This is a genomic window from Candidatus Poriferisodalis sp. (genome assembly GCF_965214215.1).
GTDB lineage: Bacteria > Actinomycetota > Acidimicrobiia > Acidimicrobiales > Poriferisodalaceae > Poriferisodalis.
On record NZ_CBDCBD010000003.1, the window covers coordinates 1,043,915 to 1,060,198 of the forward strand.

Consider the following 16,284-nt stretch of genomic DNA (forward strand, 5'->3'; position numbering starts at 1 on the left):
GAGGGTTTGCGACCGCCGCGTCGGTGTTGGTCCCGCGTCCGACGGAGGCGGGGAGGTAGATCGATGAGGGTTTGCGACCGCCGCGTCGGTGTTGGTCCCGCGTCCGACGGTGGAAGGGCGGTCGACCGGTAGTGAGCTTCTTTACTGAAGAGAACCGAGCGCTGGCGAACGAGATCATCGGCCGGTACCCGAAGCGTCGCTCGGCGATGATCCCGCTGCTGCACGTCGCGCAGGCACAAGCCGGCTGGGTCTCGCAAGACGCGATGGTGGAGATCGCCGAGCTCGTCGACACGACATCGGCCGAGGTGCTCGGCACCTGCTCGTTCTACGAGATGTTCAAGCGGGAGCCCGTCGGCAAGTACCTCGTGAACATCTGCGCCACGATGTCGTGTGCGCTCGCCGGAGCGGTCGAGCTCATGGCCCACGCGCAAGAGCGCCTGGGTGTGCGCGCCGGTGGCACCACTTCCGACGGCATGTTCACGCTGGCGTCCGCGGAATGCCAGGCCGCCTGCACCGAAGCGCCGTGCTTGCAGGTGAACTACCGCTACCGCTACCGGGTCGACGCCGACGGGTTCGACCAGCTCGTCGACGATCTCGCTGCGGGCGTCCTGGATGACGAGATCCCGCCGCATGGCACCACGGCGCGTGTACGGCAACACATTCCGGCCGAAAGGGCGGTCGGCGCCGTTCCGCCCGAAGAAGTGAACGAAGAACCCGTGTGGCTGACATCTCCGGCGACCAACGGTGAGAGGCACAGCTCATGACGCCGTACACCATTGATCATGCGCCCGGGTTTGTCGTCAACGACGCGCCGCGCATCGTCACCGAGCGGTTCGATCACCCCGATAGCTACACACTTGAGCGGTATCTCGCGACAGACGGCTATGAGGGCTTGCGCGCTGCACTTGGGCGCACGCCAGCCGAAGTTCACGGCGAAGTGCGCGACGCAAGCTTGCTTGGCCGCGGCGGCGCCGGTTTCCCCGCAGGTGTGAAGTGGGGCTTCTGCCCGCCGGGTGTGTGGCCTCGCTACCTCGTGGTGAACGGCGACGAGTCTGAGCCGGGTACCTACAAGGACCGCCTGCTCATGGAGCTCGACCCGCATCAGCTCATCGAAGGTTGTCTCATTGCCTGCTATGCCGTGGGATTGTCGCAGTGCTTCCTCTACATCCGCGGCGAGATGGCACTCGCGCAAGAACGTGTGGCGCAAGCCCTGAATGATGCATACGAGGCCGGCTGGGTGGGCCGCAACATCTGTGGGACCGATTTCTCGGTCGACATCGTGCTGCACTCGGGCGCGGGCGCGTATGTGGTGGGCGAGGAGACGGCTCTCATCGAAAGCCTTGAAGGCAACCGCGGCATGCCGCGGCTGAAGCCCCCGTATTTCCCAGCGGCCATCGGGCTGTACGGCCAGCCCACGATCGTGAACAACGTCGAGACCCTGGCGAACTTGCCATGGATCTTGCGTCATGGCGCGGAGGCGTTCACGGCTATCGGCACGCCGACATCGCCTGGCACGCGCATGGTGGCGGTCAGCGGGCACGTCCAGCGTCCAGGCGTGTTCGAGATCACCAATGGCACCACCACATTCCGCGACCTCATCTATCGCCCCGACTATTGCGGCGGCATGCGACCGGGACGTGAGCTGAAGGCGTTTGTTCCAGGCGGTGGCTCAGCGCCTTGGTTCACGCCCGCACAGTTGGACCTGCCCTTTGAGGCCTCCGAGATTGGCCCCCAGGGGTCGATGCTGGGCTCCGGCGCGGTGATGGTGATGGACGACACCACCGACATCCCCGCGGCGGCACTGACGCTGACCAAGTTCTATGCCCACGAGTCGTGCGGCAAGTGCGTGCCGTGCCGGGAAGGGGCAACCTGGCTTGAGCGCGTGCTGCGCCGGGTATGCGACGGGACGGGCACGCCGCGCGACCTCGACCTGCTGTTCGAGGTGGGTGCCTCGATCTGCCCAGGCGACTTCCCCCATGCCGCGGTGCCCGAACGAGGCCTCGAACCGAAGCCGTTCCCGTACCAGATGACAACGATCTGCTTCGTGGGACCCTCCGCGTTCGCCCCGGTGCACTCTGCCATGACGTTATTCCCCGAGGAGTTCGAGGCTCGGGTGGCGCCGAACGCGCACCTCGACGCCGAGTTGACCGGTGCTGGGTCTGGGGGCACCGGGCTGTTGGCGAGCTCGGCGTCGGGCTCTGTCTCGGAGGTGGCGATCCGTGTCTGACACTGTGGCAGGCGAAGCAGCGCCGAGCACCGTGGAAGTGACGATCAACGGTGTCGCTGTTGATGCGCGACCGGGTGAGCTGGTCATCGCAGCCGCGGATCGCGCCGGTGTGCATATCCCGAGGTTCTGCTACCACGAACGAATGAGCCCGGTGGGCATGTGTCGCATGTGCCTCGTCGAGATCGACACCGGCCGGGGGCCGCAGCTGCAGCCCTCCTGCATGGTCCCCGTCTCGCCGCAGATGGTGGTCGACACCACCAGCGAACGCACACAGCGGGCACAGGAAGGCGTGCTCGAGCTGCTGCTCATCAACCACCCGCTGGATTGCCCGGTCTGCGACAAGGGCGGCGAATGCCCGCTGCAGGACCAGACCATGGCCTACGGCCCCGGCGAGTCCAGGTTCGTAGAGGAGAAGCGCCACTTCCAAAAGCCGATCCCCATCTCCGACCTGGTGCACCTCGACCGGGAGCGTTGCATCCTGTGCGACCGCTGCACCCGATTCGCGGACGAGGTAGCGGGCGACCCGCTCATCGACTTCACCGAGCGCGGCAACGAGACCCAGGTGCTCACCTTTCCCGGCGAGCCCTTCTCGTCGTACTTCTCGGGCAACACGGTGCAGATCTGCCCCGTCGGTGCGCTTACTGCAGCGCCGTACCGGTTCAAGGCGAGGCCGTGGGATCTCGTCGAGACCGAGTCCACCTGCACGACCTGCGCGGTGGGCTGCCGGATCGCGGTGCAATCGTCTCGCAACGAGCTGGTGCGCTACCTCGGAGTTGACATCGACCCGGTCAACCACGGCTGGCTGTGCGACAAGGGCAGGTTTGCCTTCGGTTCTGTCTCGAGCCCGCAACGGGTGACGTCACCGCTGCAGGCGCGCACGCCAACGAGCACCGCCTCCGAGCTGGCTGACACCGAGCCGCTGCGCCGCTTCCAGCCGACCGACTGGGCAAGCGCTCTCGGCACTGTGGCCGCTGCGGTGAAGGCGGCCCGACCTGGCGCGATTGCCGTGCTTGGCGGCGCTCGCGGCACCAACGAAGATGCCTACGCATGGTCGAAGCTGGCCCGCACGGTTTTGCGGACCGACCATGTGGACGCGCAGCTCGGCGACGGGCTGCCCGCTGAACTGGTCGTCGGCTTGCCCGCGGCGACGATTGACGAGGCGTGCAACGCCGACACGACACTGCTGATGTGCGGAGACCTGCGCGAAGATCTGCCAGTGCTGCACCTGCGTCTGCGCGGTGCGGCGCGAGCGGGCACGACTCGCTTGGTCGAGATTGCGACGGTCAGGACGGGCCTGACTCGCAACGCAGCGCGAAGCGAGCAGTGCCGCGGCGGCGAGGCTGCATCGGTGCTGCGTGACTTGCTCGATGGCGACGATCCCCTGGCAGACGAGCTGGCATCGGGATCCGTGGTCGTGGTGCTGGGCCGCTCGTCGGTCGCGGAGTCTGCTGAGACGGCGGCCGAGGTGGCGTCGGTCATCCGATCCCGGGTCCCTCACGCCCGCTTCCTCGTTGCCGCACGGCGGGGCAACGTCCGCGGCGCGCTCGACATGGGCCTGGCCCCAGGACTGATCCCGGGCCGGGCGCTGCGCGCCAGCCCGCCGCCGAGCTTGGCGCAGGCATGGGGCGAACTGCCCAGCGAACGGGGGCACGACGCCACGGGAATCCTCGCGGCAGCCGCGTCCGGGGAGATCGATGTGCTCTTCCTGCTCGGTGCGGACCCCCTCACCGATTTCCCCGACAGCATGCTGGCGCGCCTCGGCGTGTCGGGCGCGGGCACGGTGGTGGCGGTGGATTCCTTCGTGAACCAATCGACCGCGGAAGCCGACATCGTGCTGCCTGCGGCAGTGTTCGGTGAGAAATCGGGAACGACGACCAATCTTGAGGGGCGTATCTCGTCCGTCGGAGAGTTGGTCACCGCGCCCGGCTCGGCCCGCCCCGACTGGATGATCGCGGCCGAGCTGGCCGTGCTCTGCGGCGGCGACCTCGGAGTCTTGGGGGTCGATGAGATCACCGCCGAGATTGCCGCCGTGTGCGCCACCCATGCTGAAGCGATCGGGCCTGAGCTCGGCACCGACGGTGTGGTGGCAAGGGGGGCAGCCTTCGAGCCCGAATTGCCGGCTGAACACGTCGCACCAGCGCGCGACGCCTACGGCCTCCGCTTGGTCTGCAACCGCAAGCTCTACGACGGCGGCGTGACGGTCGAGCGGACGCCGGCGCTGGCGTCGCTGGCGGCTGACACGGTCTTGGGTGTGCATCCGCTCGACCTCGAACGCGTCGGCGTCGAATCGGGCACCGAGGTCGAGGTTCACTCCGAGCGCGGTGCCCTGAGGCTGCCGATCGTGGCTGACGCCGGAATCGCCCGGGGGAACGTCGTCGTGCAGTTCCCTTCGCCTCACGTCGATGTGGGCGTCTTGATCGACGTGACTGCGCCCGTCACTGACGTGCGGGTCGAGACTCGCAGTGGGGCGTCGCGATGACTGGCGACCCACTGTTCGCCGATGGTGTCGACTGGGGCGACATCGGAATTATGGGCATCAAGATCGGAGTGGCGTTCGCCGCCCTGCTGGTCGCCACCATGTTCATGATCTGGTTCGAGCGCAAGCTGATCTCAGACATGCAGCACCGCATCGGCCCCAACGTTGCCGGTCCGTGGGGCCTGCTGCAGGCTCTGGCAGACGGCATCAAGTTCTTCTTCAAGGAAGACCTCCGCCCCGCCAACGCCGATCCGCTCGTGTTCCGGCTGGCGCCCTATATCTCGGCGGTCACGGCGTTCGTTGCCTTCGCAATCGTGCCCATCGGCGGCGTCTTCACTGATACCGAAGGTCGCAGCGGCACGGTCACGCTCTTCGGCAAGGAGACCATCTTGCAGGTGGCCGATCCGCCTGTCGGCATTCTGCTGTTGCTTGCGATGTCCTCGGTTGCCGTCTACGGCGTGATGCTGGCGGGATGGTCCTCAGGATCGAAGTATCCGCTCATTGGGTCGGTGCGGGCCTCGGCACAGGCCATCTCGTACGAAGCCGCGTTGGGCATGTCCGTCGTTGCGGTGGTGCTCGTGGCGGGATCGCTCTCCACCCAGCGCATCGTGTCGCTTCAGGCCGGCGGTGCGGACACTTGGTTCGTCGTCACCACCGGCATCGTGCCGTTCATCGTCTTCTTGATTGCCGCCACGGCCGAGCTGAACCGCCCGCCGTTCGACTTAGTGGAAGCCGAACAGGAGTTGGTGGGCGGATTTCACACCGAGTACTCCTCGATCCGCTTCGCCCTGTTCTTCCTGGCCGAGTTCATGAACGTCATCACGATGTCGGCGATCATGGTGACGCTGTTCTTCGGCGGTCCGGCCGGGCCCATCTTCTTCGGCCTGACGTGGCTGTGGCCGACCGTGTGGTTCCTGGCCAAGGTGCTCGCCTTCCTGTTCGTGTTCGTGTGGTTCCGTGCCACGCTGCCGCGCCTGCGTTACGACCAGCTCATGTCGCTGGGATGGAAGGTTCTCATCCCGGTGATGCTCCTCTGGCTGATGTTCTTGGGTCTGCGGCAAGTGGTGTTCGAACAGGAGAGCTGGAATCTGGCGCAGCAACTGGTGGTGACGCTGGGTGTGACCGCCGTCGGCGGCGCGCTCGGATGGCTGCTCCTGTCGGCGGCGCTGCGCGCAGCCCGACGCAACACGGCCCAAGAGCCTCTCGACGCAGAGGATCTGGCTGGCACACTCACCGGTGCAGCGCCGGGAGACGTCGGACCGGGAGGGGAAGGCTGATGGGCTACCTCGACGGCTTCAAGGTCACGTTCGGCAAGCTCTTCGGCGAGCGGGTCACCACCGAGTACCCGCACGAGAAGCGTCCGAAGCCGCCCCGGTTCCACGGGCGGCACGTGCTCAACCGTTATCCCGACGGCATGGAGAAGTGCATCGGCTGCGAGCTGTGCGCCGGCGTGTGCCCGGCCCGCTGCATCTACGTGCGGGGCGCCGACAACGCGCCCGATGACCCGGTGTCGCCGGGCGAGCGGTACGGCTACGTCTACGAGATCAACTACCTGCGCTGCATTCACTGCGACCTGTGCGTGGAGGCCTGCCCGACCGAGGCCATCACCGAGACGAAGGTCTTCGAGTTCAGCTTCCCGACCCGCCGCGACGCCATCTACACCAAGGATGAACTGCTCACCGACGACGACGGACGGCCCCGGCGCCAGCCCTGGGAGCTGTGGCACGAAGGCGACGACGAGCACACCTCTGGCTGGATGCGGGCAACCTCTCCCTCAGGCCAGCCCGACTACGAGGGCCGGGTCGGGTGGAGCGGCGAGCTGGGCTATGGCGTGCGCGCTCCCGAACAGGGACAGCACGCTGACCTCGACGGCGGGGAGGACGACTCGGTTGCCGTCGGCGACGAACCCGCCGACCTCGATGAGCACAGCGGGTCGCCGGCGGCAGGAGATCATCACTGATGGTTGAGGTGTCGGTGTTTGCGGTGGCTGGCGCTGCGTGCCTCGTCGGCGCTATCGGTGTGGTGCTGTCGCGCAATCCGGTGCATGCGGCGCTCATGCTGGTGATGACGCTGTTCGGCGTCGCGGTACTGTTCGTGGCACAGCAGGCGCACTTCATCGCCGCCGTGCAGGTCATCGTCTACGCCGGCGCCATCGTGGTGCTGTTCCTGTTCGTGATCATGCTGCTCGGCGTAGACCGGGCCGCCGAGCTGTCGCTGGGCGCATTGCCGGCCCAGCGGTGGACTGCAGCCGCATTCGGCATCGGCGGTGCCGCCGTGCTGGTCTGGCTCGTCGCGGCAGTCGACCGGCTGTACAAGGGAGCCATTTCCTACGAACTTGAGGCAGCGGGAGTTGCCGCCGGTGACGCTGACGCAGCCGCCTCGAGTTATCTCACCGATGTCAGCGCAATCGCCCGGTCGCTGTTCTCCGACTACGTGTACGCGTTCGAGCTGACTTCCCTGCTGCTCATCGTGGCGGTCATCGGAACGGTGATCCTGGCCCGGCGCAGCTCCGGCGACGATGGACGGCTCGACGGTACGCACGGGGGCGATCCGCAGCCGGCTGAGGGCGCTGCGGGGCAGCAGGAGGCACGCCGATGAGCGGCCTCGAGGTGACGACTGGCTGGTACCTGACGCTGGGAGCGATGCTGTTCCTCATCGGCGGCACTGGGCTGCTGCTGCGGCGCAACCCGCTGATCATGCTGATGTGCGTCGAGCTGATGCTCAACGGCGTCAATCTCAGCTTCATTGCTTTCGCTGACCGCTTCGGCGATGTGCACGGGCACACGGTGGTGCTCTTCGTGCTGGTCGTTGCGGCAGCAGAGGTGGTGGTCGGTCTCGGTCTGGTGGTGGCGGTGCTGCGAGCCTCGCCTCGTGCGACGGCGGACGATCTGTCGGCGTTGAAGGGCTGAGTCGATGGTCGAGTTGGTCTGGCTCATACCCGCGCTGCCCCTCGCCGGGTTTGCGGTGCTCCTGTTGGCGGGTCCGCGCCTGGGCGAACCCCGTGCGGGCTGGCTCGCCACTGCCGCCAGCGCTGGATCGTTCCTGTTCACGCTCATCACCTTCGGTGGGCTGCTCGGGCTCGATTCGGCCGATACCGGCGGTGCAGGCGGTCATGGCGGTCGTTGGTTCGTCTCGACGCTGTTCGAGTGGATGCCGATCGGCGGCCTCGAAGTCGATGCGGCGCTGCTGGTGGACCCGCTGTCGATGACGATGGCGCTGTTCGTGACGGGTGTCGGGACCCTCATCCACCTGTACTCGGTCGGCTATATGCATGGCGACCCGAAGTACTCGAAGTTCTTCCTGTATCTCAACCTGTTCCTGTTCTCGATGCTCATGCTGGTGCTGGGCGAGAACCTTGTGGTCACTTTCCTGGGCTGGGAGGGGGTCGGCACGTGTTCGTACCTGCTGATCTCGTTCTGGCACGAGCGGCCTACCGCCGCCACTGCCGGGAAAAAGGCCTTTGTCACCAACCGCATCGGCGACTTCGGCTTCATGGTCGCCACGTTCCTGCTGTGGACGACACTCGGCACGGTCTCCTACGCCGGCACGGCGTCTGCCCCAGGTCTCGCAGCAAGTGCTCCGACCTTGGCGACGGGAACCGCCATGGCGGTGTCGCTGTTGCTGCTGCTCGCTGCTGCAGGCAAGTCAGCCCAGCTCCCGCTGTACGTCTGGCTGCCCGATGCCATGGAAGGCCCCACACCGGTCTCGGCCATGGTGCACGCCGCCACGATGGTGACAGCCGGCGTCTACCTGCTGGTGCGGCTCAACCCTGTGCTGGACGCGTCGAGCGGGGCACTAACGGTCATAGCGATCGTCGGCGCCGCCACCGCGTTGTTTGCAGCACTTGCCGCAGTCGCGCAGCACGACATCAAGAAGGTGCTGGCGTACTCCACTGTCAGCCAACTCGGCTACATGTTCCTGGCCATCGGCTCGGGAGCGTACGTGGCGGCGATCTTCCACGTCATCACCCACGCCTTCTTCAAGGGTCTGCTCTTCCTGGGCGCCGGCTCGGTCATCCACGGACTCGGCGACGAGCAGGACATGCGCCGCATGGGCGCGCTGCGCGCCGCCATGCCCATCACTGCGGTCACGTTCATCGTGGGCTGGCTGGCAATCGCCGGCGTGCCGCCGCTGTCGGGCTTCTGGTCCAAGGACGAGATCCTGCTGGCCGCGTGGGAGCAGCCCGACATCGGTCCGTTGCTGTGGATCGTCGGCCTGATCACAGCGCTGCTGACTGCCTACTACATGAGCCGCCAGACGTTCCTGGTGTTCTTCGGCGGCCAGCGTTGGGATGACGACGCCCACCCACACGAGTCGCCGGCCACTATGACGCTGCCGCTCGTGCTGCTGGCAGGTGCGGCGGCTATCGGCGGCATCATCAACCTGCCGCTGGTCGGTGACTGGCTGGTGCTTGAGCACTTCTTGGAGCCTGTACTGGCCCATGAACATCACTTCAAGTCAGAGACCTGGCAGAAACTGTTGTTCGCTTTCGTGGCGGTTCTCGTGGCGCTCATCGGCATCACCATCGCCGCGCTCGCCTGGCTGCGCTCGCGCATATCGACCGACCGGCTCGAACCCGCGTTGCTCGAGAACGCCTTCTACGTCGACTCGTCCATCTCCACATTTGTGGGCGGGCCCGGCACCAAGGCGTTCGAGGCGGCGGCCACCGCTGACCGGCGCTTCGTCGACGGCGCCGTCAATGGCGTCGCGCGGCTGGTACGCATGATCGGTGAAGCCATCCGGCCGCTGCAGTCGGGCTATCTGCGGCACTACGCATCGGGCGTCGCGATCGGCGCGATCATCCTCGTCGTCTGGCTCGCACTGCGAGGCGCATCGTGAGCGCGCCGCGCTGCTCGTCTCTGCGTTCGCGCGCTGCCGATGCGCGACCGCCGGACCCGCCGTCTCGCACTATCTGGACATCTTCGTGTTGCGGAGATGATCAATGAGCACGACTGCGTTGCTCGCGGCTTCCGGCTCGGTTGATTTTCCGATCCTCAACGCGTTGATCTTCGTGCCCGTTGTGGGTGCGCTGGTCGTTGCCCTGCTGCCGGCCAGCCGCCCGGACCTGGCCCGACCGCTCGGAGCGCTGTTCGCCGCGGTCGGTGGCGCGCTGGCATTGGCGCTGGCGTGGCAATTCGATGCGGCAAATCCCGGCTTCCAGTTCGAGAGCACTGTGTCGTGGATTCCGGCGCTCGGCATCTCCTGGAACGTGGGCGTCGATGGCATCTCGCTGTGGATGGTGGTGCTGACGAGCTTGGTTGTGCCGATCGTGCTGGCCGGCGTCGACCCGCACCACAACCCCAAGCCTTATACGGCGTGGATGCTGCTGCTGCAGGCGGGCTCGGTCGGCGCATTCGTGGCGCTCGACCTGTTCCTGTTCTTCGTGATGTTCGAAGTGGTGCTGGTGCCCATGTACCTGCTGATCGCGGGCTGGGGTTACGAGGGGCGTCGCTACGCCGCCACCAAGTTCTTCATCTACACGATGGCGGGCTCGGCGCTGCTGCTCGTGGCCATCGTGGCCACCGCCGTGCTCGGCTCGCCCGACAGCGGCATCACGTTCGACCTGCAGACGCTTGCCGAAGGCCAGCATCTGCCCACCAACGCGGCCCGTTGGTGCTTCGTGGCGTTCGCGATCGCCTTTCTGGTGAAGGTGCCGGTGGTGCCGCTGCACACCTGGCTGCCCGACGCGCACACCGAAGCGCCCACGGCGGGCTCGGTGGTGCTGGCAGCCGTGCTGCTGAAGCTGGGCACCTACGGTCTGCTGCGCTTCGGTCTGTACCTGTTCCCCGAGGCGTCGAACTGGGCAGCCCCGGTGCTGGTCACCGTCGGCGTGGTGGGTGTCATCTGGGGCGCGATCACCGCGGCCATGCAGCGCGACCTCAAACGGCTCGTGGCGTATTCCTCGGTGGCCCACATGGGCTTCATCGTGCTGGGCATCTTCGCCTTCACCGCCCAGGCCATCGGCGGCGGCGTCATCCAGATGGTCAACCACGGCATCAGCACCGGTGCCTTGTTCCTGCTCGTGGGGATGCTGTATGAGCGTCGCCAAACCCGTCAGATCGACGAGCTGGCCGGCATCCAGTCGGCAGCACCGGTCTACGCCGGGGTGTTCACGCTGATCATGCTGTCGTCGGTGGGCGTGCCGGGCCTGAACGGGTTCGTCGGCGAGTTCCTGATCCTGATCGGATCGTTCGACACGCGGCCCGTGTGGACCATCGTCGCCGCAACCGGGGTGATCCTGGCAGCGCTGTACCTGCTGTGGGCATACCAGCGTGTGTTTCACGGACCTCCCGCTCCGGCGGACCGCCAGACGGCCGATCTGCGAAAGGGAGAGCTGGCGACACTTGCGCCGTTCATCATCGCCGTGGTGGCGCTCGGCGTGTACCCCAAACCCCTGCTCAACGCGGTGGAGCCGGCTGCCGAGAAGTTGCTGATTCACCTCGACGATTACAGCGACTTCGAAGTGCCCGATCTGGGTGATCCAGTCGTCGTGGACCACAGCAATAGCGCCGGCGAGCACGACGAGGACGGCCACTGATGCGGCCGCTCGACACCGGGTTGCTCAGACCAGCCGGCTCGGCGGTCATGGTTGTGCACGGCCGAACCGGCGAACGAGTCGGTGAACTCGGCGGAGGCCACAGCTGATGCTGTCGTTTGAATCGCCGGCCGTCGACTGGTGGGTGCTCGTCCCGCAGATGATCCTCGTCGGCGTCGCGCTCGGACTGCTGCTGGTTTCCTCGCTGGCGCCGCGGACGCTGCCCGGCTGGGTGTCCACCGTCATCTCGATCGCTGCCGGTGCGGCTGCAGCCATCGTGGCTGCCGTCCAGTGGGCCATGTGGGGCTCGACGCCTCGGCCCACGCTGGCAGGCGCCTTCGTGAGCGATGGTTTCAGCCTGCTGCTCACGGTGCTGATCGGCGCGGGCGTGGTGATGACGGCCCTCGTCGCCCACTCGGTACTCGACCGCTACGACATGGCGCCGCCGGAGTTCGCGGCGCTGCTGCTGGCGTCTGCTGCCGGCGCGGTCGTGATGGCCGGCGCGAACGACCTGATCGTGCTGTTCCTAGGGCTCGAATCGCTCTCGATTGCGCTGTACGTGCTGATCGCGTTGGCAGGGCGGCGGGATTCCGCCCGCGAGTCGGCCATGAAGTACTTCGTGCTCGGCGCCTTCAGCTCGGCCTTCTTTCTCTACGGCATCGCACTGGTGTACGGCTCGACGGGCAGCACGAACCTCAGCGGGATCGGCGACTTCCTCTTCGGATCCATCAGGGAAACCGATTACCTGCTGCTCGTCGGCATAGCGCTGCTGCTGGTCGGGCTCGGCTTCAAGGTGGCCGCCGTCCCGTTCCACTTCTGGGCGCCCGATGTGTACGAGGGTGCGCCGAGCCCGGTCACCGGCTACTTGGCGTCGATCGCCAAGGCAGCTGGCTTCGCTGCGCTGGCGCGTGTGCTGTACGTGGCGGTCGCGGAGCAGAGCACTGCCTGGGCGCCGATCCTCATCGGGCTGGCGTTCGCCACGCTTGCGGTCGGCGCCGTCATGGCCATCTGCCAATCCGATGTCAAGCGCATGCTGGCCTACAGCTCGATCAGCCACGCAGGCTTCGTGCTCGTCGGCCTCTCCGCGGTCGACACAGGGGCGCTGCGGGATCTGTGGGCCAGCACCGGCGAAGGCGCGCAATGGATCGTGAGGGTCGCTGGTCAAGCGCCTCGCATCTTGACGGGCGGCACCGCAGACGTGGCCAGCCCAGTCTCGTCGGCTGTGTTTTACCTGATCGCCTACTCATTCATGGCTTTGGGCAGCTTCGCCGTGCTGTCGGTCATCAGTGCTGAACGCGGAACGCTGGATCCTGACACCAGCCCGCATGCCCTCAGCCGATACGGCGGGCTGGCGCGCCGTCGCCCTGTTCTGGCACTCGCGTTCGCTGTGCTGCTGCTGGCGCAGGCAGGCGTGCCGCTCACGGCCGGTTTCGTGGCGAAGTTCGAGGTCATCCGGGCAGCGGTCAGCACCGACGGTTACGTCCTGGCCGCGGCCGCCATGATCACCGCAGTTGTCGGCGCCTTCGCCTACCTGCGAGTCGTGCTGGCCATGTACGCGCCAGAAGGATCGGACGCCGATGGCAACAGCGCGCCGGTCGCCCTGGCGAGCCGTCCGCGCTGGGGAGGCTTGCCCCTGACATCGGTACTCGCCATCAGCCTCGCGGTCGCCGTGACCGTGGTCGTCGGCGTCTTCCCGCAGCGTCTCCTGGAGTGGAGCGCCGAGGCCGTCCTGTCGATCATCCTGTAGAGCAGGTCGAGCGGCGACCGCGTATGCAAAGTTTTGAACAAGACTTCAAACTCACAGCAAGTTTCATAACTTTGAATTCGCTGTTCGGTGGCCGACCGTCTTCCGCCATCGAAGTCCGCCTATAACCCGAGAGGAAATGCGATGGTTCCCCTGGCTCTGACGGTTGGTTGCCATCGGGTGCCGGGGTATCGCTCTGCGCGTTGCGTACGGTGACATCGTGATGACACCGCTCGGACGCGAGCTGCGCAGCCTTGCCCGGCAGATTGCAGATGGGGCATCGCAGATGGGCGATATCGAGCATCAACAGTCCCTCCGGCAAGAGTTGGGACGCAAGCTCACAAGTGCCGGTACGACGACGAAGGAGATTGCCAAGGCCGCCGGTGTGAGGCGATGGGTGGTGCGGTCATGGCTTCTCGACGCCCAGATAGGGAGGATTCCAAGGCTCTAGCGCGAACGCTGCGGCTGATGTGACAGAAATGATCTGTTGCGCCAGTTTGGCTGATCTGCTCTGCGTCAAACTGCCGGTTGCAACCCACTGGGCAGCCGTCAACGATGGTGCCTGCGGAGCTCGGGGTGAAGCTCCCGCAGGGAGGTCCGAGGGGTGACGGTGACCGGCGCATGGTCATACGACCGATATCGCGAGGGCACGGCGCCCCTTCCTCACCCGAATCTTGCGTGGAATACCTACGGCGGGGGCGTCGAGAGCATCGGCCGCGACGGGCGCCCGGAGTCGGTCGACGTGCCTGCACCAGCGCCCGACCAGCTGCTCGTGCGGGTAGACGCGGTCGGGCTCTGCTTCTCAGACGTGAAGCTGATCCGTCTCGGCTCGGAGCATCCCAAGCTGTACGGCCGCGATCTGTCGGTGGACCCCATCCGACTCGGCCATGAGGCGACGGTGACGGTCATCGAGGCGGGAGACGATCTTGCTGAGACCTACCGCACGGGTGATCGACTCGCAATTCAGCCGGACATCTTCATCGACGGTCGCAGCACCGCCTACGGCTACACGATCCCCGGTGGCCTGATCCAGTACCACCTGATCGGTCCAGAGGTCCTCGACGCGGACGGCGTCTCATACGTCATCCCAGTCGCTGATGACATCGGCTACGCAGCAGCGGCGCTGTCTGAGCCCTGGGCATGCGTGGAAGCCGCGTACACGCAGCGCCGCCGTCTGTGGCCGCTCAGCGGCGGGACAGCCTGGATCATCGGTCACCCCGACGACCAGCGCGACTACGACTTCGGCGACACGCTCCGCCACGCCGCCCGCGTCGTGCTCACCGGTCTGAACCCGAACACCGCCTCTGCGGTGCTCGAAGCGATAGGTCCGAAGACCGAGGCGTCAGTCGTCGATGCCCCCGAGTTGTCGGAGTACTCCTCGCTCGTCGACCGCGAGACCGGCGGAGACGGCTTCGACGACATCATCCTCATCGATCCACGGTCTGCTTCGCAGGTGACCGAGGTCGCACGGCACATCGCGTTTCGCGGCACGCTCAACCTCGTCGGCGAACGCCCGCTCGACGGTCTCTCATCCATCGATTTCGGCCGCTTGCACTACGACTACACAGCCTTCGTCGGCACACGCGGCCCGACCATCGAGACGGCATACGGCGAGCAGCGAAACCGCTGCGATCTGCGTCCCGGTGGGGTGGCAGTGTTCGTCGGCGCAGGTGGGCCGATGGGTCAGATGCATGTGCAGCGGGCGCTCGAGAAGGCCGATGGCCCGTCCGTCGTCATCGGCATCGACCCAGACCGTGCGCGCCTGGACGTGCTGGCGGCATCGCTCGGCCCGCTCGCGGAACGTTCTGGCTGCGAACTCATCGTGCTGAACGCCGATGCGTCCGACCCGACTGTGCGTGCACTGATCGACGAGCGTTCCGGCGGCGCCGGCGCAGACGATGTTGTCGTCACCGTGCCGGTCGCGTCGGTCATGGCATCGGCGGCGCGGTTAATGAGTGCCGATGGAATGCTCGTGTTCTTCGCAGGAGTCGCGAACGGCACAACCGGGCAGCTCGATATGAGTCCGGTGTATCTCAGCAATACCCAGTACACCGGAACGTCTGGTTCGACACTCGACGATCAAGCGCTCGTGCTCGACAAGACGGCGGCGGGCTTGCTTTCGCCCGACTTGAATCTGGCTGCCCTCGGCGGGATCGAAGCCGGGCGAGACGGTGTGCAGGCGATGCTCGACGGCCGGTTTGCCGGCAAGATCGTCATTTTCCCCCAAGTTGCTGGCATGCCGCTGCTGGGACTCGACGAGCTGGCCGACCGATATCCCGATATCGGCAGCGCCCTGGGACCGCAGGGCCAATGGACATCCGAGGCTGAGCGACGGCTCATCGAGACCCATGGGGTCGTCGAGGATTTGTGATCACGACGCTGACGCCGAACCCGAGTTTCGACCGGACGCTGCGCGTCAACGCACTTGAGCCGGGCGGCGTGCACCGTGCATCACTCGAACGGGTCGAGTGTGCCGGCAAGGGGGTCAACGTCGCCCGTGCTCTCGCCGTCAACGAACACCGGGCCCGGGCCGTGTTCCCGGCCAACGACGACGACTTCGCAGTCTTCGATGCAGCGCTGGCCGCCACTGGGGTGATGTCGCATGCGGTCCGGATTCGAGGATCCATCCGCAGCAACATCACCGTGGTCGAGCCCGATGGCACGACGACGAAGATCAACGAGCCGGGACCAGAACTCGATGCAGCGGAGGCCGCCGAGCTGATGCGCGCCGCGGTGACCGATTCGGGCTCGGACTGGCTCATCGCCAGCGGGCGCCTCGCGCCTCGAACGCCGACGGACTTCTATGCGCAGCTTGCCGAGGCGCTCCCCGACGCAGCGCAGCGGCTCGCTGTCGATTCCAGCGGTGAACCGCTCGAGCTGCTCGTCGGGACGCCGTGCGCGGTCGTGAAGCCCAATCTCAGCGAGTTGGCCAGCCTCACACGTCTGCAGATGTTGACCGTGGGCGATGTCGTCGACACAGCCGCGGATCTGCGCGACCGCGGCTGGGGCGCGGTGCTGGTCAGTCTCGGTCGTTTCGGGGCCGTGCTGGTGAGCGACGAGATCTGCTACGGCACCATCTCGGTGACCGACGTGCGCAACACGGTCGGTGCGGGCGATGCACTCCTCGCCGGTTTCATCGCAGCAGGCGGCCAGGGCTCGGAGGCACTGGCTGAGGGGCTGGCTTGGGCGTCAGCCGCAGTGCGATCGATGGGCACAGCCGGCACCCGAGTCAGCCTCGACGATCGGCGCGCGGTCGCGGTGTCGCCATGCGTACCGCGAGATCTGCCAGTGGGGGAATGAGC

The 16,284-nt window shown here is 66.5% G+C and carries 12 protein-coding genes; all 12 read left to right on the forward strand.

The features are described 5' to 3' along the window. Nucleotides 1-131 precede the first annotated feature (131 nt). The 12 genes from nuoE (at nt 132) to ACOOF5_RS07110 (ending at nt 16,282) form a co-directional block, all read left to right on the forward strand. Entirely contained in the window at nt 132-764 is a 633-nt protein-coding gene (gene nuoE, locus ACOOF5_RS07055; RefSeq protein WP_420437808.1) for an NADH-quinone oxidoreductase subunit NuoE, read from the forward strand. Beyond that, the gene (gene nuoF, locus ACOOF5_RS07060; protein WP_420437809.1) at nt 761-2,227 is read left to right on the forward strand and encodes an NADH-quinone oxidoreductase subunit NuoF; all 1,467 of its coding nucleotides are present in this window, start codon (nt 761-763) and stop codon (nt 2,225-2,227) included. The genes nuoE and nuoF overlap by 4 nt, the downstream gene beginning before the upstream one ends. Further along, nucleotides 2,220-4,706: an NADH-quinone oxidoreductase subunit NuoG gene (gene nuoG, locus ACOOF5_RS07065; RefSeq protein WP_420437810.1), complete on the forward strand. Its 2,487-nt coding sequence runs from the start codon at nt 2,220-2,222 to the stop codon at nt 4,704-4,706. The genes nuoF and nuoG overlap by 8 nt, the downstream gene beginning before the upstream one ends. Then, on the forward strand, nt 4,703-5,980 hold the full coding sequence (gene nuoH, locus ACOOF5_RS07070; protein WP_420437811.1) for an NADH-quinone oxidoreductase subunit NuoH: 1,278 nt from the start codon (nt 4,703-4,705) through the stop codon (nt 5,978-5,980). Before nuoG ends, nuoH begins: the two co-directional genes overlap by 4 nt. Beyond that, on the forward strand, nt 5,980-6,663 hold the full coding sequence (gene nuoI / locus ACOOF5_RS07075) for an NADH-quinone oxidoreductase subunit NuoI (protein WP_420437812.1): 684 nt from the start codon (nt 5,980-5,982) through the stop codon (nt 6,661-6,663). The genes nuoH and nuoI overlap by 1 nt, the downstream gene beginning before the upstream one ends. Further along, nucleotides 6,663-7,301, forward strand: coding sequence for an NADH-quinone oxidoreductase subunit J (locus ACOOF5_RS07080; RefSeq protein WP_420437813.1), 639 nt, complete (start codon nt 6,663-6,665; stop codon nt 7,299-7,301). The genes nuoI and ACOOF5_RS07080 overlap by 1 nt, the downstream gene beginning before the upstream one ends. Continuing rightward, nucleotides 7,298-7,612, forward strand: a complete 315-nt coding sequence (gene nuoK, locus ACOOF5_RS07085) for an NADH-quinone oxidoreductase subunit NuoK (protein WP_419837445.1) — start codon at nt 7,298-7,300, stop codon at nt 7,610-7,612. Before ACOOF5_RS07080 ends, nuoK begins: the two co-directional genes overlap by 4 nt. A gap of 4 nt (nt 7,613-7,616) precedes the next feature. Beyond that, a complete protein-coding gene (gene nuoL, locus ACOOF5_RS07090) occupies nt 7,617-9,542 on the forward strand; it encodes an NADH-quinone oxidoreductase subunit L (RefSeq protein WP_420437814.1) in 1,926 nt (641 codons plus the stop codon). 103 nt (nt 9,543-9,645) lie between these two features. Continuing rightward, nucleotides 9,646-11,241 (forward strand): complex I subunit 4 family protein, encoded by a 1,596-nt coding sequence (locus ACOOF5_RS07095; RefSeq protein ID WP_420437815.1) that lies wholly within the window; start codon nt 9,646-9,648, stop codon nt 11,239-11,241. A gap of 106 nt (nt 11,242-11,347) precedes the next feature. Further along, on the forward strand, nt 11,348-12,985 hold the full coding sequence (locus tag ACOOF5_RS07100) for an NADH-quinone oxidoreductase subunit N (RefSeq protein ID WP_420437816.1): 1,638 nt from the start codon (nt 11,348-11,350) through the stop codon (nt 12,983-12,985). 601 nt (nt 12,986-13,586) lie between these two features. Then, the gene (locus ACOOF5_RS07105; RefSeq protein ID WP_420437817.1) at nt 13,587-15,353 is read left to right on the forward strand and encodes an alcohol dehydrogenase catalytic domain-containing protein; all 1,767 of its coding nucleotides are present in this window, start codon (nt 13,587-13,589) and stop codon (nt 15,351-15,353) included. Next, nucleotides 15,350-16,282, forward strand: a complete 933-nt coding sequence (locus ACOOF5_RS07110; RefSeq protein WP_420437818.1) for a 1-phosphofructokinase family hexose kinase — start codon at nt 15,350-15,352, stop codon at nt 16,280-16,282. Before ACOOF5_RS07105 ends, ACOOF5_RS07110 begins: the two co-directional genes overlap by 4 nt. Nucleotides 16,283-16,284 lie beyond the last annotated feature (2 nt).

Coding starts and splice junctions, on each gene's coding strand:
- nuoK (WP_419837445.1), top strand. CDS start 7,298: ATGAGCGGCCTCGAGGTGACGACTGGCTGGTACCTGACGCTGGGAGCG.
- nuoF (WP_420437809.1), top strand. CDS start 761: ATGACGCCGTACACCATTGATCATGCGCCCGGGTTTGTCGTCAACGAC.
- nuoI (WP_420437812.1), top strand. CDS start 5,980: ATGGGCTACCTCGACGGCTTCAAGGTCACGTTCGGCAAGCTCTTCGGC.
- ACOOF5_RS07100 (WP_420437816.1), top strand. CDS start 11,348: ATGCTGTCGTTTGAATCGCCGGCCGTCGACTGGTGGGTGCTCGTCCCG.
- ACOOF5_RS07095 (WP_420437815.1), top strand. CDS start 9,646: ATGAGCACGACTGCGTTGCTCGCGGCTTCCGGCTCGGTTGATTTTCCG.
- nuoH (WP_420437811.1), top strand. CDS start 4,703: ATGACTGGCGACCCACTGTTCGCCGATGGTGTCGACTGGGGCGACATC.
- nuoL (WP_420437814.1), top strand. CDS start 7,617: ATGGTCGAGTTGGTCTGGCTCATACCCGCGCTGCCCCTCGCCGGGTTT.
- ACOOF5_RS07080 (WP_420437813.1), top strand. CDS start 6,663: ATGGTTGAGGTGTCGGTGTTTGCGGTGGCTGGCGCTGCGTGCCTCGTC.